The sequence below is a fragment of the Ruegeria denitrificans genome, assembly GCF_001458295.1.
GTDB lineage: Bacteria > Pseudomonadota > Alphaproteobacteria > Rhodobacterales > Rhodobacteraceae > Ruegeria > Ruegeria denitrificans.
The window spans coordinates 165,753-190,334 of sequence record NZ_CYUD01000009.1; the positions used below are offsets into that span (position 1 = coordinate 165,753).

Here is a 24,582-nt window from a genome sequence, read left to right on the forward strand (position 1 = left end):
ACAGTAATTTAAGTTGACCATCGTTGCGCCGTGACATCATGACTAACGCCAGAATTCGTCGCCATTTGCTTCCGTATAGCTTCCGGAAGCAGGCCGGAAGCAAGGAGTGTTCTGGATATGTTCAAACTGACCAAGCGTGCGGTCGAAGGGCTAGCCGTTGAGGCCAAGGAATACCTTGTCTGGGATCGCGACATGCGCGGCTTTGGGTTGCGGGTCTATCCCTCCGGCAAGAAGACCTATCTGGTCCAATACCGGGTCGGACGCCGAACGCGGCGGATCACCATCGGCCAGCACGGCGTCCTGACCGCCGAGGAAGCGCGGACACGGGCCAAGCAGCTTCTGGGCGACGTGGCGCGCGGGTCGGACCCCTCCGCCGAGAGGCAGGCCAAACGGCGCGCTCCAACCGTGGCGGGGCTCTGTGACCGGTTCCTAGAGGAATATGTCGACCAGCATTGCAAGCCGACCACCGCCCGCGACTATCACAGCGTCATTCGCCGATTCATCCGGCCCAAGCTTGGCCCCATCCCGATTGCCGAGGTGACCCGCGCCGATGTGGTGGCGTTTCACCACGGGTTGCGCGAAACCCCCTATCAGGCCAACCGGGCGGCAGCGATGTTGTCGAAGCTGTTCAATCTGGCCGAGGATTGGGGATTGCGGCAACCGGGATCGAACCCCGCGCGCCGGATCAAGAAGTTCCGCGAAGAAGAAAAGAAACGCTACTTGTCGGACGCGGAACAGATACGACTTGGCGAAGTGCTGGCAGAGGCGCTGGAAGACGGCGCAGAGACCGTATACGTGGTTTCGGCCCTCCTGCTGTTGATTTACACCGGGTGCCGCCTCAGTGAGATTCTGACACTGTGCTGGGACTATGTAACCTCGCACCATCTGGAATTGCCGGACAGCAAGACTGGGCGTCGCCGCATACCCCTACCGAGGGAAGCTTATGACATCCTGATGGACCTGCCTCGGCAACCGGGAAACCCTTACGTCATATTGGGCGAGTCGGAGACTGGACCGCTCAACAACCTGCAAAAACCGTGGCGGCGTATACGTAAGGCGGCAGGTCTGGAAGATGTCCGTATACACGACCTCAGGCACACATACGCCTCAGTGGCGATGAAAGACGGAATCGACCCATTCACCCTTAAGGAGATTATGGGTCATAAGAATCTGACGACGACCCTACGTTATGCGCATCTGGCAGATGATGCGGTGCAAAGAGCAGCGGGATCGATTGCAGCCCGCCTGGCACGTGCCGTTCGCAAGGACGTGCGGGTCACCCCTTTGCGGGCTGTTCAATAGCCTTACATTGCTGTGATCCGTCACTTTGGCAGTAAAGTCGCAAGGTGAGACCTGAAGGCGGGTATTTGGATCGGGTGCCGTTAGGTAAGGTTGTACACCGAATCTCTAAACCTCAATCGCGTTGCCAAAAAAACAACGCTCAATAGCCGAGTTCCTTTTTGCCGCGAGAAAAAAAGGCGCAAAAAGTCTTTGTAAAACAAACATGAAATTTGCCGCTTAAATTTTAGGCAAACAGAGCGAAACCTTTAGTTTTTAAGATGAAACGCGTACTCGACACCAAATTATCCGCGCACTTATCCACAGAAGTCGTGGATGTCTTACGTGTTGATTGAAGTCAGCAGCCATGTAAAACAGGTGATTCCAAGAATCTGGGTTACAGGCCTGAATGATTCATCGTTGGAACTCCCCCGCAAATTACCAGAAGTGAACTTGGCTCGGCTTGCTGGTTTCAGCTCCATTTAAACGCGCGTCCTTGTGAGCAAAGTTTGCGAGGTTTCGTGATGATTTACGTCCTTCGATCTCCGCCTCCCGCGACACCACCAATGGTTGTTGTGCTTATTTACGTTACATAGGCTTCAACTCAGTAACCGCGACGCCCTACGTATAGGTGTACCTATATATATGCGCCTATGTAGTCGGCATTCCAAAGCGACGTTTCTACGTATACGAGACGCATCGGATAGAAGGCTAAATACGGAGCGGAGATTGTGGCGGAAGACATAGAATGCGGTCTGACCATTCGAGAAGAAGTAGACCAAAACCTATCCGGTGAACTGATAGACAGGATGCGCAACCTGATCGAAGCGCAGCGGGACGAAACTGTTTTCCGAGATAGGCTCGTTCACGTTCTGACACGTTACCAGCGCTATCTTGCCGTAACAAAAACTGTGATGCGTAAGGAACGACGAAAACAGATATCCGCACTTCTTGGCAAGGCGCAGGGTTTTCTTGTCACCATGGAAGCACTGCATCCTGAAGTCAGGCAGTCTCTGGAAAGCGTCTTAGATGCCAACACACTCGATGACAGATGGGAAGGATATGATTTTTTCGACCTCGATCAACCGATTCCAAGCCACGATGATACCTTAGATCAAGCCCAATCGATGACACGCAAGATCATTGAAGCCTGCCATTTAGAACTGGATTTGCTGGACGAGAGCAAGAGTGACAAAAGGGGCAGCCGCAAGCCATCGCTTGATCAGCTGTTGATTGACTTGGCTGGACTTTTCGAAGCAGAAACTGAGCAGCCAGCGGCCTCGAACTGCTATCGCGACGAAACCTCAAAGGACGCGTACAACGGCAAGTTTTTTAATATGGCGAAAACTCTCTTGGATGAGATTGATCCGGGTAGTTACGACACATCAGCGGCGCTCGGTATAAGGATTTTACGTGTAATATAAAGTGCTTATCTGAACCCAACACTAAGGGTCAAAAATAATCCCTTAGTGTTGTTACACTTTGACCTGAAAACGCTGCAGTCTGCCTTCAACGCATTTCAAAACAGTGAGGCCAAGATGCAGACACAACCTAACCCAGACTACTTTGATCAGCTGATCGACGAGAAAGCGGCTGCTGACTACCTGTGCTATTCAGTCCGCGCTTTGCAAAACTGGCGTGTACGCGGTGGTGGACCGCTCTTCATCAAAGTGTCTGGCCGCTCTGTCCGTTACACGCGTGGCGATCTGCAAAAGTGGATTGCTGAAAAGCGCGTCGCCAATACCAGCGCCGCACCTTCCTGACATTCGAGTTTTGCCCGCTCAGAGTTGGCAGCGCTGAGCGGGATTTTGGGGCCGGATGGCTCTAAGGGGCGCGGGGTGTCGCCACCTCGCGCCCTTTCTGTGTCTGTCAAACTATTCAAAGAAGGAGTTCACCATGACACAACAACCTGCATTCAAATTCAAAATCGGGCTGATCACTGCAACGATCTGGGACAATGACGGGTTCTTTTCCGTCGATATCGCACGGTCGTACAAGAACGGGGAAGGCGATTGGTGCACCACCAGCGCGTTCTCTCACAATGACCTACTCAACGTCGCTAAATGTGCAGAGCGTGCAGAAAACTGGATTTCGCGGAAGCAGGCCGCATCTAGCCAATAACATCCGCCGGGCTCGCAGCCCGGCCCCAAAACAATAGCTGCCCCGCCGGAGGCACTATCGAAGGGCGCATCAGCGCCCGCACTTTTCCAAACCTAAACCAAATCGCGCGGCGTCCGCCGAAAGAGGGGGGTGATTGTAGCACCCCCCTCTGGAAATACCGGAACTCAAGGAGACCCCAAAAATGCAAGTTGTTCATCGCGGTTTCGATACCATCGCACTGTCGATTCAGGCGAATATCTCGCAGGAGCTATTCGACCTGCTGAGTAGCGAACGTGACAGAGCCGAGGAAGAACGGCATTCGGTTCCCTTTAGCTATGGCGGTGCAGACTTTGACTTGCTACCCCATGGCGGCAATGGATACCGATTTATCCTCAAAGGCGGGCCATTGGACGTTACTTGGTTTTTCAAGAAACCAAATGCACGCGACCCGTGGGGCATTAGGGTTTCGGTTGGCTCAACGCTTCTTGCGACCCAAGGCCTCGGATACGCGCGATCCTACATCGACAAGACCCTAACAAGGCTCGGAATCCGCTTTGAGTCACATCAAGTTAGTATCAGCCGCGCCGATTTCTGCGTTGATATCCTTGCACCAGAATTCGAACTTGTTCCCGAAAATTTCGTCATTCACAGCCACACCAACCGCGCGGATTATCTGACGGCTCAAGACGACATACGTAGCAACGGAAAGTCAGGTCAGTTTACATCTGTCACGGTCGGCAAAATGCCGGGACGGCAGGTCATCATTTACGACAAGCGCCGTGAAGTTATCGACAAGAAAAAGCCGATTTGGTGGGACATCTGGAACGCCAATCTTGAGCGGTATGATTTGCCCCCTTTGGACTCTTCTGACCCGTCCAGTAGCCGCGTTTGGCGCGTGGAGGTACGAGCCGGGAAGGATTTGCTCAAGGATCGTTGGCAGATCAGGACATGGCCCCAATTCGACGCCATGTTCGGCGATGTCATTGCCGAGGCGTTAAAGAAGATACGTTACTGCAAACCTGATCTTGATGATGGAAACCGTGCGCGTTGGTCCAACCACGAGATTTGGGACTTGGTTGTTGGATCGTCGGATGACGACCTTTTGGAAATGCGCAGCCACATCGATGCCACAAGCGTAAAGCACGTACATCGCGCCGAGCAAATCAGGTTGATATCGACGCAAATAGCGGGCCTTGGGATCACGCTGGCCGCGCTGGAAGATACTCAGGAAAGTGAGCTGGGTAACTACATGGATAGCGTTGGAGGCAAGCTCGCAGAGAACATAAGGGCTGATCCTGAGCGTGCCGCAAACAAGCTGCATGAAGCCAAGAACAGGTATAGATTTATTAGCTAAAAAAATGACTACCCATATCAAAGCCGCACTACTGTACATTTGATCAACGATAAGGAGCGACCTGTAGTCGCTGCCTTATGTCGATCACGCAGAATTTCCTGCAATTGAGTGGAAATTTCAGTCCTCAGAAGAATTCGCTCGAACAAAAAAAGGCGTAAATGGAAGCCAGTAACCGAGTTTTCTTTTTCCGTTAACCACGTTGTTGACGGCTTCGAAGAAGGATCGATCACGTTCTGCCTTCGAAAAAATTTCCATGCATCCTTTGAGCATGTCCTTAGTCGGATCGTCAGACATCTTTATGTAGTCAGCAACTTTGGTGCGGCCGAGCTCAATGAACATGGCCAAAACCTTTTGGTTGTTCGTTTCGAGAGCTGTACAAAGTATATGCCTCACGACATTCCCTTTCTCGACAGATCTAATGGGTCCTCCTTCCGAAAGAGACGATTTCAGTAGGCCTGGAAACGCTTCAGCGGTTCGTTCCATACCGGCAGGGTCCACGTCAGACAATTTCTCGCGAATGCTACGAAACAGGTCTGAATGGAACTCTTCAGGAATTGCAAGGAACATTGCATCGAAATCGACATCTTTCTCCACGGAAGTCAGCTCGCCACGGAGAACTCGAAGGAAAACGGTCAAATAGTTCTTTCGATAGTCGGGTGAACTAATTTTGAATGTTCCTGAAGAAAGCAGTTCATCAAAAACAGCAAGTTCATGTGGTTCCTCTTCGAAGGTTTTGCGCCAGCCCTCTACATCTTTAGAAGTAAACGCGTCCTCAAGGGTGCGACGAAATTTCTTCCACCCGTTTGATTTTGAACCTTGGGTGGCGGTCAAAATTCCGTGGGGTGTTGCGGCAACCTCAATTTCAATAAAATCGTCTTTATGAATGGCATTAGATGCGTACTTTTCTAGCGCCTGAGGGAGATCAGCGCCAAGGAGGCCTTTAAGATACTCAAACGATGTTAGCAGGGTGCTTAGCTTAGTGAACTTTGGCACATTTTCGCTAAACGTTTTTTGGATTACATTGTTTATCAACGCATCGCTACTAGAAGTGGCTTGATTGATCCATGCGGTCACCTGTAATGCTGCAATTACGTTTTCTGCAATGCGGTTGTTAGCTTCATCTCCAAGAATGATGTCTCCAACCAACACTGATTTGAACCAGTCAAATCCTTCACGAGCTTCTTCGGATATACTACCCGAAGCGTGTTCATTCGTTTGAGGGAGTTGGCCATCCAAATGTTGTTGGCGTGCAATAAAAACAGCAGAACCCAGCGAGGTATGTGAAACATCCGCCCAAAAATGCGCATGAAGGTTTTCGTATAGGTTGGCTGATTTAAGGAAATTGGAGATAGATATTTCGTTACGTTTCTTGCTGTCCGTATTGAGCCACACAGCAGCTAGAATATCCAAATAGTCCCCGAACTTCGTACTTTCTTCGAATTCGTAATTTTTGATTTCGTCGATAATTAGGTTACCTACATCAATCCAGTCTTTAGGCTTTGCAAGTTTTGCACGCGCCAATTCCGATACGGACTTAACACCCAAGTGGCTATAGCTGGACACGAAGTTGATGATTTCGTTGTCTTCGTCAGAAAGGCCAAAAAATACATGCTTGTAAGAGACCAACGGTACATCAATTTCACCTGCCATCGAGGCGACACCCAGAGTGAAATTCGTACTTTTGGGCAGACTTATCGTCTTGAGTGCATCACCGAATTGACCGTCAGTTTTGACGAGTCCGAGCTGAGAACGGAGTGTGGAAAGAAAGTCCGACCACGCAAGCCCATCTGAGACGTCCAAACTCGCTACATCGTCTTTCGAGGGCAAACTCTTTTTTATGACTTTCCCAACGAGGTCCGGATGTTTCCGCTCATTCGTCATTGACAACAGCAATAAGTACGGCTCGAAAGACCGGTTTAGAAGCGAGATGGATGTGACCTCTTCGAAGGCTTCAATCATGCTATTGATGATCTGCTCTTTTGAATCGCCTTTGTACTCAGAAAGTAGTTCGGCATAATTGGTAATTGCTTGCTCGAAATCGCCTGCACTAATCCACTCGGAAGCAGTATTCTGAACGACCTCATCTACGCGTAAGTCAAAACCCTTGGAAATGGACAACTCGTAGAGTTCCGCAGATGTTGTTGATATCGACGCAGCGGCAATTCGACTGTCTAGCAAAAGCTCGAGCGCAAGATCTGCGTCAACATTATACAGAATTGCGGCTAGGTTGGCCTCAATATCCGCATCAGGTGCTAGCTTTCTGAGTTTTCTGTCAAGGAAGGAAGGTTCAGTTAGGATCGCAGGATTTGTTTCGATCTTTTCTCTGAAGCAAATATAAACTGCAACGGTGGTCAGCGGGAACTCCCCTTGGTGCATGGAAAACATGCCAGCCGCATCGTTGATAAATGAAATGATCTGCCTAGGAGTGAAATGACCGTTCTTACCGGTGAGTACGGCGCTGAAGATTAGATAGGTTCGAAACAACTCGTCACCGTTCTTGTAGTGAGGAAGGGCTTGGGCAATCTTGGTTTCGAAAAAATCGCGCGAATTCGACATCACAGGTGGAGCAACATACAAAACCTCGTCAAAGGTCTTGGAAAACAGCTCGCGTTTTTCAAGTGAAATTGCGGCATCTGTTTTCGGACTATCGGCGTGACCCCCATCGTCTATATCGCTGCTTTTTAGCAGGTGCTGTCTATCGTAGGGAACAATTGCTGTGATGACCGAGTTTTTGTGCTTTGGCTTGCCGTGCGAGTTGTTAGAGAAGATTGACCTGACGGCCGACCAATATTGGGAGATTTCCTCGGTCGGTAGACGGTCAATGTTGTCCAGCACCATAACGATCTTGTTTTTGTCATTCTGTACGGTCTCAAGAATTCTGTGCAGAGTTTCCTGAAACTCAAAGTCGTTAGGGTCTGTTTCGCGAATGTGCTGGGTAATAGTTTGGTTTTCATACTGCTTGGACGCGATAAGCAGCGTTCTTGACAACGCGTTCCAGAAACCACGAGGCGTCCATTCTGATACTGCTGCCTGCTTGAAGACTGCGCGAACCACCGTGAGAAACAGGAACCCATAAAGGAACAGCATTGGCCAAGAGTAGAGGAAACTGCCCGTTTCAGGTTTCGTGTACTTTTCGTACTCGGTTCTGGCCCAAAAGTAGAAGATGGGAAGGAAAGGCAGCGTCAAAAGGACCAGCACACCATACCAATCCAGCAATGTCTGATTGTCCGTACTAAGTTCGCGCTTTTTGCCTTTCACCTGTTTCTCAATTTCCTCGAGATTAGTCCTTTTATTGGGAAAATTCTGCTTCGACCAATCTAATAGGTGCTCGAGAAAAGTTCGGCGGAAAGCCGTCCCTTGAGACTTCCATATGTCAAATGTAAAAAAATGGAATTTCGTTCCACCCGATTCCGCTTTACCAGCGAGAACATGTTCGGCAATTTCCACGATGCTTGATTTGCCGCTGCCCCATGGTCCGTCCAGGCCAATAGCTCGATCTTGCGATTGAAACTCTGAGATTGCTTGCGACAGAGCCAGAGCTGTCTTCTCGTGCCCTTTTCCTTGGAACAAGTCCTGATCAGAAGGCTCATCAATCAAAATTTCGCGTTGATAATCAGTTCTGTTCATTTTCATGTCCCTTTAGTTCAGCGCAACTATGGAGAAACTAGAGAGACTTTCAATCGCTTCTTGGGAACTTTCTAATTGAGAGATGGTGCAATGTGGTCATACGTGTGCGTCAACCCTTCGCGGGTTACTGACTTTGACACTCCCTGTGTGTTGCCTATCCGAATTTTGGACCTCAAATCTCTGGGCAGATCGGCTATGGGCTTGTTGCGTGATTGCATCACGAATGCAGCACCAAAGTTATTGGTCACGCTGCTTCCGTATTGCTTCCGGAAGGCTGACGGCTCCGGTTTCACTACACGCACCATCCCGCAGAACATTGATTTTATTGAAAAAAGTGGTGAGCCGTGCAGGATTCGAACCTGCGACCCACTGATTAAAAGTCAGTTGCTCTACCAACTGAGCTAACGGCCCACTCTTTTGTTGGATCTTGTTGATCCGTGGCGCTCTGTAAGGCATTTTCCCGTCCGGGTTCAAGACCTTATTTTGCACCTCGTTTCGCCGTCACTTAACTTGTTTCCGGCGTCCCGATAGGCGGCCTAATTAGGCAGGTGCTGCGGAGGGGTCAACCCCTTTTTTCAGGAATCTTCACAGCAGGGTAGATTCCTTTCCAATGCAGGGTTATATGCCCGCCATGCAAGGATTACGGAACGCCGGATTGCCCTTCATGAAGATGCACGGGCTGGGCAATGACTTTGTCATTGTGGATGCGCGCGCGCAATCTGTTGAGATTTCGCCGGCCCTGGCGAGGGGAATCGGGCACCGGCAGTTCGGCGTGGGTTTCGATCAACTCGCGGTGATCGATAACGGCAGCGCGGACGCGCATCTGGTGTTTTATAACGCGGACGGATCGACGTCGGCGGCGTGCGGGAACGCCACGCGCTGTATCGCCCGTTTCCTGATGGAAGAAACCGGAAAAACGGAACTGACGCTGTCCACTGAACGCGGAACGCTTTATGCGCGTGACGCCGGGGATGGGCAAACCTCGGTGAACATGGGGCAGCCGCAATTGGAGTGGCACGAGGTTCCCTTGTCCGAAGAAGTTGACACTCTGGAGTTGCCGATCGAGGGCGCACCAACTGCGACCGGCATGGGCAACCCCCATTGCACCTTCTTTGTCGAAAACGCCGAGGCGATTCCGCTGGAAGAATTCGGCGCGCGCTATGAATACCACCCGCTTTACCCCGAACGCACCAATGTGCAGGTGGCGCAGGTCATCGGACCGGATCATATCCGCATGCGCGTGTGGGAACGGGGTGTGGGGATCACGCTGGCTTCGGGGTCGTCCTCTTGTGCGACTGCGGTCGCGGCAGCTCGTCTTGGCCTGACCGGACGCATGGTGCAGATAGATTTGGACGGTGGCACCATCTGGATCGACTGGCGCGAGGACGGGGTCTGGATGACCGGACCCACCTGCCATGTATTCTCGGGCACTCTGACACCGGAATTTCTGGAGTCGCTGGGATGAGTGCGCCCAAATTCACTACGCTGGGATGTCGTCTGAACGCCTATGAGACCGAAGCGATGAAAGAGCTGTCGCAACAGGCCGGTCTGACTGACGCAGTTGTGGTGAATACCTGTGCAGTGACTGCTGAGGCCGTGCGCAAGGCCCGGCAAGAGATTCGTAAGCTGCGGCGGGAAAACCCCAACGCACGTCTGATCGTAACAGGCTGCGCGGCGCAGACCGAGCCCGAGACCTTTTCCCGGATGGAGGAAGTCGACGCAGTTATCGGCAATACCGAAAAGATGCAGCCGAACACCTGGAAAGGCATGGCGGCGGATTTCATCGGCGAGACCGAGGCGGTGCAGGTTGATGACATCATGTCCGTGACCGAGACGGCCGGTCACCTGATCGACGGGTTCGGCACCCGTTCGCGTGCTTATGTACAGGTCCAGAACGGCTGTGATCATCGCTGTACTTTCTGCATCATTCCTTATGGCCGTGGCAACTCGCGCAGCGTCCCTGCGGGCGTGGTGGTGGATCAGATCAAGCGGCTGGTAGACCGGGGCTATAACGAGGTTGTGCTAACCGGCGTTGACCTGACCTCGTGGGGGGCTGATTTGCCCGCAGAGCCCAGGCTGGGTGATCTGGTGATGCGTATTCTTAAGCTGGTACCCGACCTTCCGCGCCTGCGGATCAGTTCGATCGACTCGATCGAAGTGGACGAAAACCTAATGCAGGCCATCGCGACTGAGCCGCGCCTAATGCCGCACCTGCACCTGTCCCTGCAGCACGGGGACGATCTAATCCTGAAACGGATGAAGCGCCGCCATCTGCGCGATGACGCCATCCGCTTTACCGAAGAGGCCCGCAAGCTGCGGCCTGAGATGACCTTTGGCGCCGACATCATCGCGGGCTTTCCGACCGAGACCGAGGCGCATTTCGAGAACTCGCTAAAGCTGGTCACTGATTGTGATCTGACCTGGCTACACGTCTTCCCCTATTCCAAACGCGACGGCACCCCTGCGGCCCGGATACCGCAACAGATCAACGGAATTATCATCAAGGATCGTGCCGCCCGGCTGCGTGCCGCAGGCGAAGCTCAGGTCGCTAAGCACCTGACCGCGCAGATCGGCAAAACCCATCACATCCTAATGGAGAACCCGCATATGGGGCGGACCGAGCAATTTACTGAGGTTAGTTTCGCCAAGCCCCATACCGAGGGCAAGATCGTTCAGGCGGTAATTGTCAGCAGCGCGAAAACACAGCTACTGGCATAGAGCCTGACGCGCGCCTATCAGAGATAGACAACGCCAAATTCCCGCTCAATCAATTCGAAATCCAGTTCTCCTGTTTCATTCTGCCGGGAAGTCTCCGCCATGAACTCTTCGGCGCGATCGCCGGGAAAGATGTAACTGATCATTCGCACGGTCTGGTCGCTGTTGTTCTTCATGTAGTGTGAAACTCCACGCGGGCAGTGAATGGTATCCCCTGCGTTTGCAGTGACCCACTCACCCCCGATCTTGGCGTCGACTGTGCCGTCAATGATGTGGAACGTTTGATCCTCTCACTTGTGGTAATGGTCCGGCACTGCCCCGCCAGGGGCCATGACACCGTCTGAAATCACGTACTCGCTGTTGGTCGCGCCCTTGCCGACAACAACGCCAACATACTCGTTTGGGGCCATCATATACTTTTTGCTGCCGTCCCAATGCCGAACAACAACTTGCTTATTCGTGGTTTCGATCTGGTCAGTCATTGCTCTTCTCCTTCCGCAAATATCCTTCGTTATTTGGAGATCGAAAATTACGTGTCCAGAGCTGGACAAAAAGAAACCCCCGCGACCATCTGGTGCGGGGGTTCTCATTTCAGTTATTTGAGCAGATCAAGCGGTCTTCTTGCCTTTGACGCCTGCCCACAGGCGCTTGTTGACCAGGTACAGCAGCACCGACAACAGCGACAGGAAGATGACACCGACGAAGCCAGAGTACTTGCGCTCCATCATCTTCGGCTCGGCGGTCCACATCAAGAAGGCCGCGATGTCCTCGGACATGGCTTCGACCGTGGCCGGGTGACCATCGGCGAATTCCACCTGATCTTCGGCCAGCGGCGGTGCCATCGAAATCCAGCCGCCCGGGAAGGCGGTGTTTTCGTACAGAACCGCGCCTGCTTCTTCTTTTTCCTTACCGGTATAGCCATCCAGCAACGAGGCGATGTATTCCGCGCCCCCCATACCTTTGAAGAATTGGTTGATACCCAGACCATAAGGGCCGTGGAAGCCGGCACGGGCCTTGGCCATAAGGCTCAGGTCCGGTGCGCCAACACCGGTATTGGCCGGGAAGTGGTCGGTCGGGATCGCTGGGCGGAAATCGTCCAGCTCGGGATCGAACACTTCGAAATTGTCGGCCGCATAGGCGATGACCTGCTCTTCCGAATAGCCCAGATCTTCGAGGGTCCGCAGAGGCACATATTGCAGCCCGTGGCAGGCCGCGCAGACCTCGGTATAGACCTGCAGACCGCGCTGCAGCTGGTGTTTGTCCCAGGTGCCAAACGGCCCCTCGAACGAGAAGTCGAAGTCCTCGATATGCTGCTCGCCGCCACCTGCTGCGAATGACGCAGCAGGGGTCAGGGCCAGAGCAAACGCGGCGCCGATTGCAAGTTTCTTGAACATGTTTCCGGTCCCTCTTCTTACTCGGCCGGCGTGGCGTCGGCGTCAGCCTTGCCATAATGCGCGTTGAAGTCTTCTTCGATGGTCTCAGGCTGGGCCAGAGGTTTCTCGATCACACCAAGGATTGGCAGGATCACGAAGAAATAGGCGAACCAGTAGGCGGACGCGATCAGCGAGAAGGTCGCATAGGGTTCTTCCGCAGGCATCGCACCCAGCCACATCAGGGCAAAGAAGTCGATGATCAGCAGGTAAAACCACCATTTGAACAGCGGGCGGTATTTGCCCGAACGCACGGTCGACGTGTCCAGCCAGGGCGCCAGCGCCATGGCCAGGATCGCACCGAACATCGCGATCACACCAAAGAACTTAGCGTCGATGATGCCGCCGGTGATAAAGCTGGCGAACTGCACGACCCAGACTTCACCGGTGAAGGCACGCAGGATCGCGTAGAACGGCAGGAAGTACCATTCGGGAACGATGTGCGCAGGCGTCACCAGCGGGTTGGCTTCGATATAGTTGTCCGGGTGGCCCAGATAGTTTGGCATGAAGCCGACAATGGCCCAGAACACCACCAGGATCACGGCCAGCGCGAACAGGTCCTTGATCACAAAGTACGGCCAGAACGGCAGGGTGTCTTTCTCTGCCTCGGCCTTTGAGCCACGACGTACTTCAACACCCGTGGGGTTGTTGTTGCCGGTGGTGTGGAAGGCCCAGATATGCACGATCACCAACGCCGCAATCACGAACGGCAACAGGTAGTGCAGCGAGAAGAAGCGGTTCAGCGTGGCGTTGTCCACTGCGGGTCCGCCCAGCAGCCAGGTCTGGATCGCATCACCCACGAACGGGATCGCGCCAAACAGGCCGGTGATAACGGTCGCACCCCAGAAGGACATCTGACCCCAGGGCAGAACGTAGCCCATGAAGGCGGTGCCCATCATCATCAGGTAAATCAGCATCCCGATAATCCACGTGATTTCACGCGGGGCTTTGTATGAGCCGTAGAACAGGCCGCGGAAGATGTGGATATACACCGCAACAAAGAACAGCGACGCGCCGTTCATGTGAATGTAGCGCAGCATATAGCCGCCATTCACGTTGCGCATAATGTGTTCAATGCTGGCAAAGGCCAGATCAACATGCGGAGTGTAATGCATCACCAGAACGATACCGGTGACGATTTGCAGCGCCAGGCAGAACGCAAGGACGATGCCCCAGATCCACCACCAGTTCAGGTTCTTCGGTGTGGGGATCATGATGGTGTCGTAGATCAGGCCGACGACAGGCAGGCGGCTGTTCAGCCACTTTTCGCCATTTGTCTTCGGCTCGTAATGATCGTGGGGAATTCCGGACATAAATTGGGTCTCCCTTAGCCGAGTCTGATGGTGCTGTTGTCGACCCATTCCGCCGGGGGAACAGGCAGGTTTTCAGGCGCGGGGCCTTTGCGGATACGGCCAGCCAGGTCGTAGTGCGAGCCGTGGCAGGGGCAGAACCAGCCGCCAAAATCACCAGCATCGCCCAGCGGCACACAACCCAGGTGGGTGCAGACGCCCATCTGGACGATCCATGCGCCCGGTGCTTCGCCCTCGGGCGACGGCATCACGCGGTTGGCATCAGTTGCCGGTGCATCTGCGTTCAGGTTGAAGTTACGGGCCAGCGGATCAGGCAGCGCGTCGACACCTTCTGCATCCTGCTCTTGCGCTTCCTGAATCTCGGCACCAGTGCGGTGACGGATAAAGACGGGTTTACCCAGCCATTTCACCGTCAGCTGCGTACCCGGCTCAACGCCGCTCACATCCACGCGGATCGAGGACAGCGCCTGAACGTCTGCCGATGGGTTCATTTGGTTGATCAGGGGCCATACGGCTGCACCCGTCGCAACGACACCTGCGCCGCCTGCGACGTAGTAGAGGAAATCTCTGCGGGTGCCTTCGTGGTCTTCTGCGTGGGACACGAGGTTTTCTCCGATTCCGGCGCCCGGGGGTGACCCGAGCAAACATGCATCAGCACCGCATCAAAGCGGCGTCTCATCGCGGCTATCTAGCCGGGAGAAATCGGTTCGTCCAGCGGTCATAGGCGCGCACTACGCCGCATCTGGGCATTCATGTCACAACGAAGGGGTATTTTTTCAAGATTTGGGCAGGTTTAAGCGGGGAAATCCGCCGATCGCCCGAGATGACGGTTCATGTGATTCGGTTCAGATAAACACCCGGTGGAAGGCGTCGATGAGCTAGATCATGTCGCACAAGAAAATGACTTAGCAGCAAGATTATGACCAGATTCCTCTATGCAAATTCCCACTTCTTGGGAATGTGTGACCATTTTAAAACTGAGTTGAAAATGTATATTTTATAGTGGGTTAGGTGTTATTGATTTCGATTGCACTTTTAACGGGAATCCACGAATGCCCGGGGGAATTTCAACCTCCGCAGGACGTTTCCCATGTCAAATCCCATGTCAAAGCTGTTTGCATCCACTCTGACCCTTGTTCTGGCCTTCGCATCGCAATCAGTGGCCGCCGGTGATCCGGCGAAAGGCGAAAAACTTTATTACCGCTGCTCTTCCTGCCACGCGATCATCAAAGATGGCGAGGTTTTGGTCAAAGGCGGCATTACCGGGCCGAATCTGTACGGCGTCGTGGGGCGAGTGGCCGGGACCGAGACTGATTATCTATATGGCAGCGAGCGCCTGCCCATCGGCATGTTCACCGATGACATGATCCGCGCGGGGGAAGAAGGCCTGGTCTGGACCGAGAACAACATCATTGCCTATTCTCAGGATCCCATCGGCTTCATTCGGGAATTTCTGGATGACGAAAAAGCCCGCCCGAACATGGGCGTAAAGCTGAAGAACGGTGCCGAGGACATCGCCGCCTATCTGGCCACCTTCAGCAGTCAGTAAAGATAGAGGCCCCGCCCTAGCGTCAGTGCGGGGCCCATATCTTAGCTCTCCGGGCGGGTAGCAATCATGCTTGGGCGCTCACTGAAGTCTGCATACCACGCGGCCAGCGCATCATTGCCCTTACGCCAACCACGCGCATCATGCCGCAAGTCCAGATAGCCCAGCGCGCAGGCCACAGCGATCTGGCCCATATCCAGCGGACCGGACAGATGTGCCATCCAACGTTGGTTCAGCGCAGCGCAGGCACGTTCGATCTTGCCCCATTGCGCATCCAGCCAGTCGTCCCATTGCTTGTCCTCGGGGCGGAAGCGGCGTTCATACGTCATCGCCAGAGCTGAATCCAAAATACCGTCTGCCAGCGCTTCCAGCGTCAGCACATCCCAGCGGCCGGCCTCCTCGAGGTACATCCCGGCCATAGCGCGCGTATCCAGAAAGGCGCAAATCACCCGGCTGTCGAACAGAGTCGGGCCATCAGGACGCTCCAACGCCGGAATTCTGTTCAACGGCGCCTTGCCCAACAGAGAATCGGCCGGATCCAGCGGCGTAGTGGCGACGGTCATCACTTCGACATCGCCAAGCTGGTCAGTTTCATGCAGCAAAACCATGACCTTGCGCACATAGGGCGACATTGGGCTGTGATACAGTTTCATTCACATTCTCCTTGGTTGCAGCGACCCTACAACAGGGCAGTTGAAACGAAACCCGTAAAATACCGTACATACCCCTTGCGAAATCACACGCGCATTGGCAAGGTCCCGCCCGTTCTCAGGGCGGGGCGAAATTCCCCACCGGCGGTATGCGGGCCATGACCCGTAAGCCCGCGAGCGGCCTCGGTTTCGGGGTGACAAGCAGATCTGGTGAGAGGCCAGAGCCGACGGTCAAAGTCCGGATGAAAGAGAACGTGCTGGTGCGCCGCCCCGCGGCGTGTCTGCTCGTGATCGCCTTGGGTGACGTGTCTGTTACGAAAGGAGATTACGATGACACACACCCGCTATGCTTTTATCAAAGCCAACTGGCATTCCGATATCGTTGACCGTGCGCTGGACGGGTTTCTGGACCTCATCCCCGCCGAGCAAGTCGATGTCTTCGACGTTCCCGGCGCGTTCGAAATGCCCCTGCTGGCCCGCGACCTGGCCCAGACCGGGCGCTACGCCGCCGTCGCTTGCGCCGCCTTAGTGGTGGATGGCGGCATCTACCGGCACGATTTCGTTGCTCAAGCCGTGGTTGACGGGCTGATGCGCGCTGGGATGGACACCGGCGTTCCGGTCCTTTCGGTGTCGTTGACCCCACACCAATATCAGGAAACCGACCACCACAACGCTATCTACCGCGACCACTTCGTGCAAAAGGGCCGCGAAGCCGCGCAGGCGGCGCTGAAAATCACTGAAACCCGCGCCGGATTGGCTTCGGCTGCGTGATATGAACAAGGTTGGGGTCAAATGACCCCAACCGCAAATCCGCTTGAGGCCGCGGGACTTGACCGCTAATCACATCGTTCAAAGGAGCATGCCCCATGTCGATGAATAGCTTTGGCCATTTTTTCCGCGTCACCACCTGGGGCGAAAGCCACGGGCCCGCTTTGGGTGCCACCGTCGATGGCTGCCCGCCAGGCGTTGCGATTGACGAGGCGATGATCCAGCACTGGCTGGACAAGCGCAAACCGGGGCAAAACAAGTTCACGACCCAGCGCCGCGAACCAGACCAGGTAAAGATCCTGTCCGGCGTGTTCGAGGGCCAGACCACCGGCACACCGGTGCAGCTGATGATCGAGAACACCGACCAGCGCTCGAAAGACTACGGCGATATCATGGACAAGTTCCGTCCGGGCCACGCCGATATCACCTATTGGCAAAAATACGGTATCCGGGATTATCGCGGTGGCGGGCGCAGCTCGGCCCGGGAAACCGCGTCGCGTGTAGCCGCAGGCGGTTTGGCGCGCCAGGCGATCAAGCAGATCGCACCGAATGTGCAGATCACCGGCTACATGGTGCAAATGGGGCCGCGCAAGATTGACCGCACGAATTTCGACTGGGCGCAGATCGAACAGAACCCGTTCTGGACACCCGACGCAGCTGCAGCTGAAGACTGGGCAACCTATCTGGATGACCTGCGCAAGTCCGGCAACTCGGTCGGCGCGGTGGTCGAAGTGGTCGCGCGCGGTGTTCCTGCCGGGATCGGCGCGCCTGTTTATGCCAAGTTAGACACTGATTTGGCCGCTGCGATGATGTCGATCAACGCCGTCAAAGGCGTTGAGATCGGCGAGGGCATGGCCGCCGCCGAGCTGACCGGCGAAGCCAACGCAGACGAGATATTCATGGGCCAGAACGGCCCGCAATACAGCTCAAACCACGCGGGTGGCATTCTGGGCGGCATCTCGACCGGGCAGGACCTTGTGGTGCGCTTTGCGGTCAAACCGACCTCGTCGATCCTGACCACGCGCAAGACGATCACCAAATCCGGTGAAGAGACCGAGATCATCACCAAGGGCCGCCACGACCCCTGCGTTGGTATCCGCGCCGTCCCGGTAGGTGAAGCGATGATGGCCTGCGTCATTCTGGATCACCTGCTGTTGCACCGTGGCCAGATTGGAGAGAGCCGTGGACGGATCGGCTGATCTGCGCGCGCGTCTGCGCGCCATCGTCGCCCAGCGGATGGAAACCGATCCAGCGCATGATCTGGCCCATCTGGACCGGGTTTGGGTGAACGCTCAGGCCATTTCAGACGATCAGACTGACATGCCCGTGTTGCTGGCCGCCAGCTATCTGCATGATCTTGTGAATCTGTCCAAGGACGACCCCGACCGCCATCTGGCATCTCGCCAATCTGCTCAGGAATCAGAGCCTATTCTGGTCAAACTTGGCTATGGTGGGGATCAAATTCGCGCCATACTGCACGCGATTGAGGCGCACAGCTTTTCTGCCAACATAACGCCGGTCTCACCCGAAGCCTGCATTTTGCGCGATGCGGATCGGTTGGACGCGCTGGGCGCGATTGGCATTGCGCGGAATTTTTCCGTCTCGGGCGCTTTGGGACGGGCGCTTTACGACCCGGCAGACCCGTTTGCCGCCAATCGGTCGCTGGACGATCTGACCTATTCGTTGGACCATTGGAAGGTAAAACTGCTGGGCCTGCCTGGTGATATGCTGACCGAGGGCGGAAAAGCCCTTGCACGGCAACGCATCGAACTGATGATCCGGTTTCTGGAGGACTTCGCCCAAGAGATCGGCCAGTCTCTGCCGACGAGCTGGACGAATTCCTAAATCCACGCGTTGATCTTTGCCGAACAAAGGCGCAGGTTCGCGCCGATGGCAAAACCGTTAACATCGCATCGACCACTACTGGCCGTCGCTCTGAAAACGAGCGCGGTGTTTCTGTTCACCGTCATGGCGGGTCTGATCAAGTCGCAGTCCGATCACTTCCCACCTGGTGAGATGGTGTTTTTCCGTTCGCTGTTCGCCATTCCCGTGATCGTCATCTGGCTGATCTCACGTGGAGAATTGACGCAAGGCTTTGTCGTGCGCAAGCCCATGGGTCACTTCTGGCGCGGCGTACTGGGAACCACAGCGATGGGGCTGACCTTTACTGGCCTTGGCCTGATCCCTCTGCCCGAAGCCACAGCCATTGGTTACGCCACCCCGATCTTCACCCTGATTTTGGCGGCGATCATGCTGGGTGAACGCATACGCAAGATTCGAATCGCCGCCGTCGCCATCGGCCTTTTGGGTGTTCTGATCATGATCTGGCCTCGGCTGGGCGGCAACAACATGGAGGCTGCCGCCACCTTTGGCGCGCTTTGTATTTTGGGGGCAACCATCGCCCGTGCCTTTGTGCAGATCCACATCCGACAACTGGTGCAGGTCGATCATCCAGCGGCCATCGTGTTCTATTTCTCGATGACCGCGACCATACTGTCCGGGCTGACCGTGTTCTGGGGCTGGGCCCAGCCCACGTGGGAACAAGCCGCCGTGTTGATTTTGGCCGGGCTTATCGGCGGTGTGGCGCAGATTCTGGTGACCTCGTCCTATCGCTTTGGTCAGGCGTCAATGCTGGCGCCATACGATTATACGTCAATGCTGTTTGCCATTGTCATTGGCTATGTCTGGTTCAGCGAATTACCCACGGCGGTGATGCTGGCGGGTGCAGCGCTGGTGATTGCGGGCAATATCGTGGTGATTTGGCGCGAACATCAATTGGGTCTGGAACGCGGGCGCGCTCGTGCCGTCACCGACCCCAAAGCCTGACCTTTACCTTTGCCAAACTTCCCCTAGGGTGTGGCCCGACACAAAGTGAGGGTTCCCCATGAGCGACGCGCAGGATCACAAGGAAAAGATGCAGAAGGTGCAGGCCCAGCATCGCAAGAAAGTTTCAGAGGCGGTCGATCCCGGCCGGGGACTGGTGCTGATCAACACCGGCAAGGGCAAGGGCAAATCCTCGGCCGCCTTTGGCGTGGTGATCCGGGCCCTGGGTTGGGGTCAGAAGGTCGCCGTGGTGCAGTTCATCAAGGGCAAATGGAAAACCGGCGAGAGGCGCTTCTTTGAGGATCGCGATCTGGTCACCTGGCACACGATGGGCGAGGGCTTTACATGGGACACGCAGGACCGTGAGCGCGACATCGCCGCCGCCAACTCCGCCTTTGAAAAAGCTTGCGCGCTAATGGCCTGCGGAGAATACGATCTGGTGGTTCTGGATGAGATCAACATCGCCCTGCGCTATGAGTATTTGTCGGTTGAGCAGGTGATTGAGGGCCTCAAGTCGCGATCCGACAAAACCAGCGCGTTCCTGACCGGGCGTGACGCCCCGCAGGCGCTGCGCGACTATGCCGATCTGGTCACCGAGATGACCGAAGAAAAGCACCCCTTCCAAGCCGGGATCAAAGCCCAGCGCGGCGTGGATTTCTGAAAACAGTGTCTAAACAGCCCCAAAAAAGGGGCTGTTACCCTGCCCGGTTTTCGTTGAGATACCTGATTGACCCGCGTTGGTTGGCAGCACTGTGTGGCAAACTCTCGGACCGTGCGCCGCTTGTCATCGGTTTTTTCTTCTCGACGTAGGCGCAAAAATCATCGTCACAGCAACAACCGCAGGCCGTGGCGGCCTCGTACCGCGCCATGATTTCATCCAGCGGATCGCCCATGACATACTCTTCCTTACTTGTTGCGCTTCGTTCCCGAGGCGGCGGCGGGCTCTCACCTTTTCATGCGCTAAACCCACAAACCGCCTCGAAACTTGGGGCCGGATGATACCACATCCAGCGTTATCTATTATCTGATTGTTTTAGTCGGGTTTCGCAAGAAAAAAATCTTCGCATGATCTACGTCCTGACTTGCTGACAGCACTGAGCCGCCTGTTGGCAAACAAGCGACTCAGGTAACAGAAGATTTCAGACTCAGGCGGTTACGCCCTCTTCCGGCGAGCTGAGCGAGATAACGGCAACCACCGCCGCGCCGTTCAGCCAGTAGTAAATCGCATCCAGCCCCGAAAACCCAAACAGGCTTGGCGCGGCCAGAAATGTGACACCGACCAGCAGGTCGACAGCAAGGTGGAACTTATAGGGCAGAACCCGCCAAATCCCGAGATGGTGATCCGTCAGAACAGTCAGAACCAACGCCGCGACGCCAGTGACCACCGATAGCCACAAGGCCATCGGGTTAGATTGTCCCAATCCCAGAACGAAAGGTAGCACCATCAGCGCCAGTGCGACCGGGTAATCAAGATATGCGTGCACAGTGCGGGTAACGAAACGGACAGACATTGATTTTTCCTTTCCTAACGTGGCATGGCACCAAATTAGGTCGGTATGTTCGAACGTTTAATTCCGGATCGTTCGTGAGATATTGCAGATCGTTCAGAGATAGAGCGGATCAGTGCATTGACCGATAAGCTGCCGGTGACAAGCCAATCTGTTTCTTGAAGACGCGGGAAAAAGCGGCCTCAGAAGCATAACCGACCTCGGCCGCCGCATCCGCCACGTTCCAGCGATTTTCAGTCAGGCCGTGACAGGCGATCTGCATGCGCCAATCTGTCAGGTATTGCATGGGGGTCGTGTTCATTTTCTCGGCAAAAAGCTGCGCGAAGGCGGTACGGGACATCCCCGCCTCGCGTGCCAGCGATTCCACGCTCCATTCCTGCGCCGGAGCCTGATGAAAGGCGGTTAGCGCGCGCGAAATACGCGGGTCAGCGAACCCGGCCAGCGCGGTATCGCTGGGGCTTTGGTATTCCAGATAGGCACGAATGGCCTGCGCAAACAGCACCTCGGACAGTTTCAGGGCGATCAGGTCGCCCCCAATCCGGGCACCGTTGATCTCGGACCCGATCATGCGCAGTGTGGCCTCGATCCAGGCACCAGCCTCTTCGCCGTAATTTTCGATCAGGATGTAAGGCGGCAACCGGTCAATCAGCATATGACCTGCGCCCCTTCGGCCCGGCGGGCCAGTGAACGAGAAATGGCCGCAGATTAACTGTGTGTCGCGACTTTTATCTTCGCCACCGTAAATCAGGACGCCATCGCCCTGATAGCCCGCCTCCTCCAGAACATGTTCAAGCGGTAAGGCGTCCAGCGGTTTGATTTCATTACACAGCAGCGCGTGCGCGGCCCCGTGCGGGATCAGGATCAGGTCGCCTTGCTTGAGCCGCAGCATTTCCCCTGTGTTAGAGACGTAAACTTTCAGTTCACCGCGCTGAACAAAGTGGAACCGGGCAACGTTTTGATAGGCGGGGACCTGGATACCGAAAGGCGGCGTGAACGACGTGCGGAAATAGAACGTTCCCCGTAGGGACAGACGGGTGAGGATATCGCTGAGCAGGTCCAACATGGCTGTAACCTATACCCGCATGCGCCATCGTCCAGCCTGTTGAACGATCTGCACAAGAACTTGAACGGCAGGCAAAGAAAAACCCCCACGAAACGCGGGGGTTTCTGAATACGCGTTTCTGGTCAGATCAGGCGCGAACCAGCGTCTCGTAATCTGAGGCAATCTCGCGGGTCAGATCTCCGACCTCGAAAGTGTAATCACCGATTTGCCCCACCGGGGTGACCTCGGCCGCTGTGCCAGTCAGCCAGCACTGCTCGAAATCGGCCATTTCTTCGGGCTTGATACGGCGTTCGATCACGTTGACGCCCTTGTCTTTCAGCATCTGGATCACGGTTTGGCGGGTGATGCCGTTCAGAAAGCAATCGGCCAACGGGGTGTGAACCTCGCCATCTTTCACGAAAAACACGTTGGCACCGGTCGCCTCGGCCACATAGCCATTGTAATCCATAAACAGCGCGTCCGAGCAGCCCTTGGCCTCGGCCTTGTGTTTGGAGATGGTGCAGATCATGTAGAGACCCGCCGCCTTGGCATGAACGGGGATGGTTTCCGGGCTGGGGCGTTTCCATTCGGCGATGTCCAGCTTGGCACCTTGCATCTTGGCGTCGCCGTAGTAGGCCCCCCAGGGCCAAACCGCTATGGCCATGCGCACCGGGTTCCGGGCCGAGGCCACACCCATATCTTCACCCGAACCGCGCCATACCAGCACGCGCACGTAAGCGTCTTGTAGACCGCTGGCTTTCAGGGTCTCTTCTTTGGCGGCCTCGATATCGTCCACCGAATAAGGCATCGGCATATCCAGCGCGTCGGCGGAAGCGATCAGACGTTCGGAATGCTCGCGGCTTTTGAAGATCTTGCCGTTATATGCGCGCTCACCCTCGAACACCGAGGACGCGTAGTGCATCGCGTGAGACAGGATGTGCACATTAGCGTCGCGCCAGGGCACCAGTTCACCATCTAGCCAGATTACGCCGTCACGATCATCATACCCCGCCATGCGAAACCTCCTGAACTGGGTTGAATTTTTCGTTTGTTGCGCCATTTAAGTCCGAAGCGGACATAAAGTTGCGCAGAAACTGCGATTCGATACCTGTCCACTCTTGGAATGTCAATAACGCTGACATAAAGTCGGTCCCGAGTAACGAATGAGGCAAATGATGTCGGACACGCGCCCCGCCCAAGTCTTTGGCGGTGAAAGCCTTTTGTTTTTAACCGACGAACAGTTGCGGCAAGGGATCGAGGCGATGTTTTTCGCCTATCGCGGTTTTACCGCTGATCCTGACCGTATTCTTACCCAACTGGCCTATGGCCGGGCGCATCACAGGGCCGTCCATTTCATCAACCGCGCGCCGGGCACAACCGTGAACAACCTGCTGGCCATTCTCGGCGTGACGAAACAGTCGCTGAACCGGGTGCTGCGGACGTTGATTGACGACGGCCTGGTCGAAAGCCGTGTGGGCACGGTGGACAAGCGCGAACGGCATCTGTTTCTGACCGACAGGGGCAAGGCGCTTGAGACCAAACTGTCCGAGGCCCAGCGAGTGCGAATGCGCGCTGCATATAAGGAAGCAGGCCCCGAGGCCGTATCAGGATTTCGTAAAGTACTTGAAGCAATGATGGATACTGATATGCGTCATGCTTACACGAAACTGCGGGATACGACCTCATGAGCGATTTGGATGCCCATCTGCTGATCGTCGACGACGATGAGCGTATTCGTGATCTGCTCAAGAAGTTCCTGATGCGCAGCGGGTTTCTGGTGACCGCAGCCCGTGATGCCGCCCATGCGCGGCGGGTGTTGTCGGGGCTTGATTTCGACATGATCGTTCTGGACGTTATGATGCCCGGCGAAGATGGCGTCAGCCTGACCAGGACCCTGCGCGAAACCCATGCGACACCGATCCTGTTGTTGACCGCACGCGGCGAGACCGAGCATCGGATCGCGGGGCTTGAGGCCGGTGCGGATGATTACCTTGCCAAGCCGTTTGAGCCGAAGGAGCTGCTGTTGCGGATCAACGCGATTCTGCGGCGGATGCCGGAAACACCTGCGCAGGATACAGCGACCAAGATTCTGACCCTCGGCCCGATCCGCTATGACGTGGAACGCGGCGAGATGTGGCAAGGTGAAGAACCGGTGCGACTGACCGCGACGGAAAGCCAGCTGATGAAGATCTTCTCGACCCAACCAGGCGAGCCGATCAGCCGCGCCAAGCTGGTCGAGGATCTGGGCCGCGACAAAGGTCAGGCGCAGGAGCGCGCGGTGGATGTGCAGATCACTCGCTTGCGACGCAAGATCGAACAGGACCCCAAACAGCCGCGCTATCTGCAGACAGTGCGCGGTGCCGGGTATATGCTGGCACCGGATTGATTGGGCCTTCGGCAAAGGTATTTTTAGCCAGATGAACGGGGGACG

At 55.3% G+C, this 24,582-nt stretch carries 26 protein-coding genes, 1 tRNA gene and 1 riboswitch; of the genes, 15 read left to right on the forward strand and 12 right to left on the reverse strand.

What is annotated here, in order from left to right:
* Positions 1-117 precede the first annotated feature (117 nt).
* From RUE5091_RS14940 to RUE5091_RS14965, 5 genes are all read left to right on the forward strand, one after another.
* The gene (locus RUE5091_RS14940) at positions 118-1,302 is read left to right on the forward strand and encodes a site-specific integrase (RefSeq protein WP_058282724.1); all 1,185 of its coding nucleotides are present in this window, start codon (positions 118-120) and stop codon (positions 1,300-1,302) included.
* 707 nt (positions 1,303-2,009) lie between these two features.
* Positions 2,010-2,702 carry a hypothetical protein gene (locus tag RUE5091_RS23105; protein WP_131726319.1) on the forward strand — a complete coding sequence of 231 codons (693 nt, stop codon included), beginning with the start codon at positions 2,010-2,012 and terminating at the stop codon, positions 2,700-2,702.
* Positions 2,703-2,816: 114 nt separating this feature from the next.
* Complete coding sequence (locus RUE5091_RS14955) at positions 2,817-3,041, forward strand: helix-turn-helix transcriptional regulator (RefSeq protein WP_082643676.1); 225 nt, start codon at positions 2,817-2,819, stop codon at positions 3,039-3,041.
* A 133-nt stretch (positions 3,042-3,174) separates the two neighbouring features.
* Positions 3,175-3,399: a hypothetical protein gene (locus RUE5091_RS14960; protein WP_058282812.1), complete on the forward strand. Its 225-nt coding sequence runs from the start codon at positions 3,175-3,177 to the stop codon at positions 3,397-3,399.
* A gap of 181 nt (positions 3,400-3,580) precedes the next feature.
* Positions 3,581-4,732 carry a hypothetical protein gene (locus RUE5091_RS14965; protein WP_058282727.1) on the forward strand — a complete coding sequence of 384 codons (1,152 nt, stop codon included), beginning with the start codon at positions 3,581-3,583 and terminating at the stop codon, positions 4,730-4,732.
* Positions 4,733-4,849: 117 nt separating this feature from the next.
* On the opposite strand, the gene RUE5091_RS14970 is transcribed toward RUE5091_RS14965, so the two are convergent.
* A complete protein-coding gene (locus RUE5091_RS14970) occupies positions 4,850-8,359 on the reverse strand; it encodes a P-loop NTPase fold protein (protein WP_165590786.1) in 3,510 nt (1,169 codons plus the stop codon).
* Between the two features lie 335 nt (positions 8,360-8,694).
* A tRNA-Lys gene (locus RUE5091_RS14975) sits at positions 8,695-8,770 on the reverse strand.
* Between the two features lie 211 nt (positions 8,771-8,981).
* On the opposite strand from RUE5091_RS14975, the gene dapF reads away from it, so the two are divergent.
* Both dapF and mtaB read left to right on the forward strand, forming a co-directional pair.
* On the forward strand, positions 8,982-9,824 hold the full coding sequence (dapF, locus tag RUE5091_RS14980; RefSeq protein ID WP_058282813.1) for a diaminopimelate epimerase: 843 nt from the start codon (positions 8,982-8,984) through the stop codon (positions 9,822-9,824).
* The gene (mtaB, locus tag RUE5091_RS14985; protein WP_058282729.1) at positions 9,821-11,077 is read left to right on the forward strand and encodes a tRNA (N(6)-L-threonylcarbamoyladenosine(37)-C(2))-methylthiotransferase MtaB; all 1,257 of its coding nucleotides are present in this window, start codon (positions 9,821-9,823) and stop codon (positions 11,075-11,077) included. Before dapF ends, mtaB begins: the two co-directional genes overlap by 4 nt.
* A 17-nt stretch (positions 11,078-11,094) precedes the next feature.
* Here mtaB and RUE5091_RS22690 read toward each other — a convergent pair whose 3' ends face one another.
* The 5 genes from RUE5091_RS22690 to petA form a co-directional block, all read right to left on the reverse strand.
* A complete protein-coding gene (locus tag RUE5091_RS22690; RefSeq protein WP_082643671.1) occupies positions 11,095-11,346 on the reverse strand; it encodes a cupin domain-containing protein in 252 nt (83 codons plus the stop codon).
* An 18-nt stretch (positions 11,347-11,364) separates the two neighbouring features.
* Positions 11,365-11,556, reverse strand: a complete 192-nt coding sequence (locus RUE5091_RS14990) for a hypothetical protein (protein ID WP_058282730.1) — start codon at positions 11,554-11,556, stop codon at positions 11,365-11,367.
* 126 nt (positions 11,557-11,682) lie between these two features.
* A complete protein-coding gene (locus RUE5091_RS14995) occupies positions 11,683-12,468 on the reverse strand; it encodes a cytochrome c1 (protein WP_058282731.1) in 786 nt (261 codons plus the stop codon).
* A 17-nt stretch (positions 12,469-12,485) separates the two neighbouring features.
* On the reverse strand, positions 12,486-13,817 hold the full coding sequence (gene petB, locus RUE5091_RS15000) for a cytochrome b (protein WP_058282732.1): 1,332 nt from the start codon (positions 13,815-13,817) through the stop codon (positions 12,486-12,488).
* Positions 13,818-13,831: 14 nt separating this feature from the next.
* Positions 13,832-14,416 carry a ubiquinol-cytochrome c reductase iron-sulfur subunit gene (gene petA, locus RUE5091_RS15005; protein WP_058282814.1) on the reverse strand — a complete coding sequence of 195 codons (585 nt, stop codon included), beginning with the start codon at positions 14,414-14,416 and terminating at the stop codon, positions 13,832-13,834.
* A gap of 488 nt (positions 14,417-14,904) precedes the next feature.
* Here petA and RUE5091_RS15010 point away from each other — a divergent pair, with 488 nt between their 5' ends.
* Entirely contained in the window at positions 14,905-15,363 is a 459-nt protein-coding gene (locus RUE5091_RS15010) for a c-type cytochrome (RefSeq protein WP_243470793.1), read from the forward strand.
* A gap of 41 nt (positions 15,364-15,404) precedes the next feature.
* Here the strand turns inward: RUE5091_RS15010 and RUE5091_RS15015 are convergent, their stop codons facing one another.
* Complete coding sequence (locus tag RUE5091_RS15015) at positions 15,405-16,013, reverse strand: glutathione S-transferase (protein ID WP_058282734.1); 609 nt, start codon at positions 16,011-16,013, stop codon at positions 15,405-15,407.
* Positions 16,014-16,120: 107 nt separating this feature from the next.
* A riboswitch (FMN riboswitch) is annotated at positions 16,121-16,268 on the forward strand.
* A gap of 72 nt (positions 16,269-16,340) precedes the next feature.
* Between RUE5091_RS15015 and RUE5091_RS15020 the strand changes: the two genes are divergently transcribed.
* The 5 genes from RUE5091_RS15020 to cobO all read left to right on the forward strand — a co-directional run bounded on the left by RUE5091_RS15020 (position 16,341) and on the right by cobO (position 20,262).
* Positions 16,341-16,781 (forward strand): 6,7-dimethyl-8-ribityllumazine synthase, encoded by a 441-nt coding sequence (locus RUE5091_RS15020; RefSeq protein ID WP_058282735.1) that lies wholly within the window; start codon positions 16,341-16,343, stop codon positions 16,779-16,781.
* 95 nt (positions 16,782-16,876) lie between these two features.
* Positions 16,877-17,977, forward strand: coding sequence for a chorismate synthase (gene aroC, locus RUE5091_RS15025; protein WP_058282736.1), 1,101 nt, complete (start codon positions 16,877-16,879; stop codon positions 17,975-17,977).
* Positions 17,961-18,623: an HD domain-containing protein gene (locus tag RUE5091_RS15030; RefSeq protein ID WP_058282737.1), complete on the forward strand. Its 663-nt coding sequence runs from the start codon at positions 17,961-17,963 to the stop codon at positions 18,621-18,623. Before aroC ends, RUE5091_RS15030 begins: the two co-directional genes overlap by 17 nt.
* Positions 18,624-18,668: 45 nt before the next feature.
* Positions 18,669-19,604 (forward strand): DMT family transporter, encoded by a 936-nt coding sequence (locus tag RUE5091_RS15035; protein WP_058282815.1) that lies wholly within the window; start codon positions 18,669-18,671, stop codon positions 19,602-19,604.
* A gap of 58 nt (positions 19,605-19,662) precedes the next feature.
* On the forward strand, positions 19,663-20,262 hold the full coding sequence (gene cobO, locus RUE5091_RS15040) for a cob(I)yrinic acid a,c-diamide adenosyltransferase (RefSeq protein ID WP_058282738.1): 600 nt from the start codon (positions 19,663-19,665) through the stop codon (positions 20,260-20,262).
* Between the two features lie 34 nt (positions 20,263-20,296).
* Here cobO and RUE5091_RS15045 read toward each other — a convergent pair whose 3' ends face one another.
* The 4 genes from RUE5091_RS15045 to RUE5091_RS15060 form a co-directional block, all read right to left on the reverse strand.
* Positions 20,297-20,494, reverse strand: coding sequence for a hypothetical protein (locus RUE5091_RS15045; protein WP_058282739.1), 198 nt, complete (start codon positions 20,492-20,494; stop codon positions 20,297-20,299).
* Between the two features lie 252 nt (positions 20,495-20,746).
* On the reverse strand, positions 20,747-21,112 hold the full coding sequence (locus RUE5091_RS15050) for an SPW repeat domain-containing protein (RefSeq protein ID WP_058282740.1): 366 nt from the start codon (positions 21,110-21,112) through the stop codon (positions 20,747-20,749).
* Positions 21,113-21,221: 109 nt separating this feature from the next.
* Entirely contained in the window at positions 21,222-22,172 is a 951-nt protein-coding gene (locus RUE5091_RS15055) for an AraC family transcriptional regulator (RefSeq protein ID WP_058282741.1), read from the reverse strand.
* 127 nt (positions 22,173-22,299) lie between these two features.
* Positions 22,300-23,166 (reverse strand): branched-chain amino acid aminotransferase, encoded by an 867-nt coding sequence (locus tag RUE5091_RS15060; protein WP_058282742.1) that lies wholly within the window; start codon positions 23,164-23,166, stop codon positions 22,300-22,302.
* 160 nt (positions 23,167-23,326) lie between these two features.
* On the opposite strand from RUE5091_RS15060, the gene RUE5091_RS15065 reads away from it, so the two are divergent.
* Both RUE5091_RS15065 and RUE5091_RS15070 read left to right on the forward strand, forming a co-directional pair.
* Entirely contained in the window at positions 23,327-23,839 is a 513-nt protein-coding gene (locus tag RUE5091_RS15065; RefSeq protein WP_058282816.1) for a MarR family winged helix-turn-helix transcriptional regulator, read from the forward strand.
* The gene (locus RUE5091_RS15070) at positions 23,836-24,537 is read left to right on the forward strand and encodes a response regulator (protein WP_058282743.1); all 702 of its coding nucleotides are present in this window, start codon (positions 23,836-23,838) and stop codon (positions 24,535-24,537) included. The genes RUE5091_RS15065 and RUE5091_RS15070 overlap by 4 nt, the downstream gene beginning before the upstream one ends.
* The last annotated feature ends 45 nt before the right edge of the window (positions 24,538-24,582 follow it).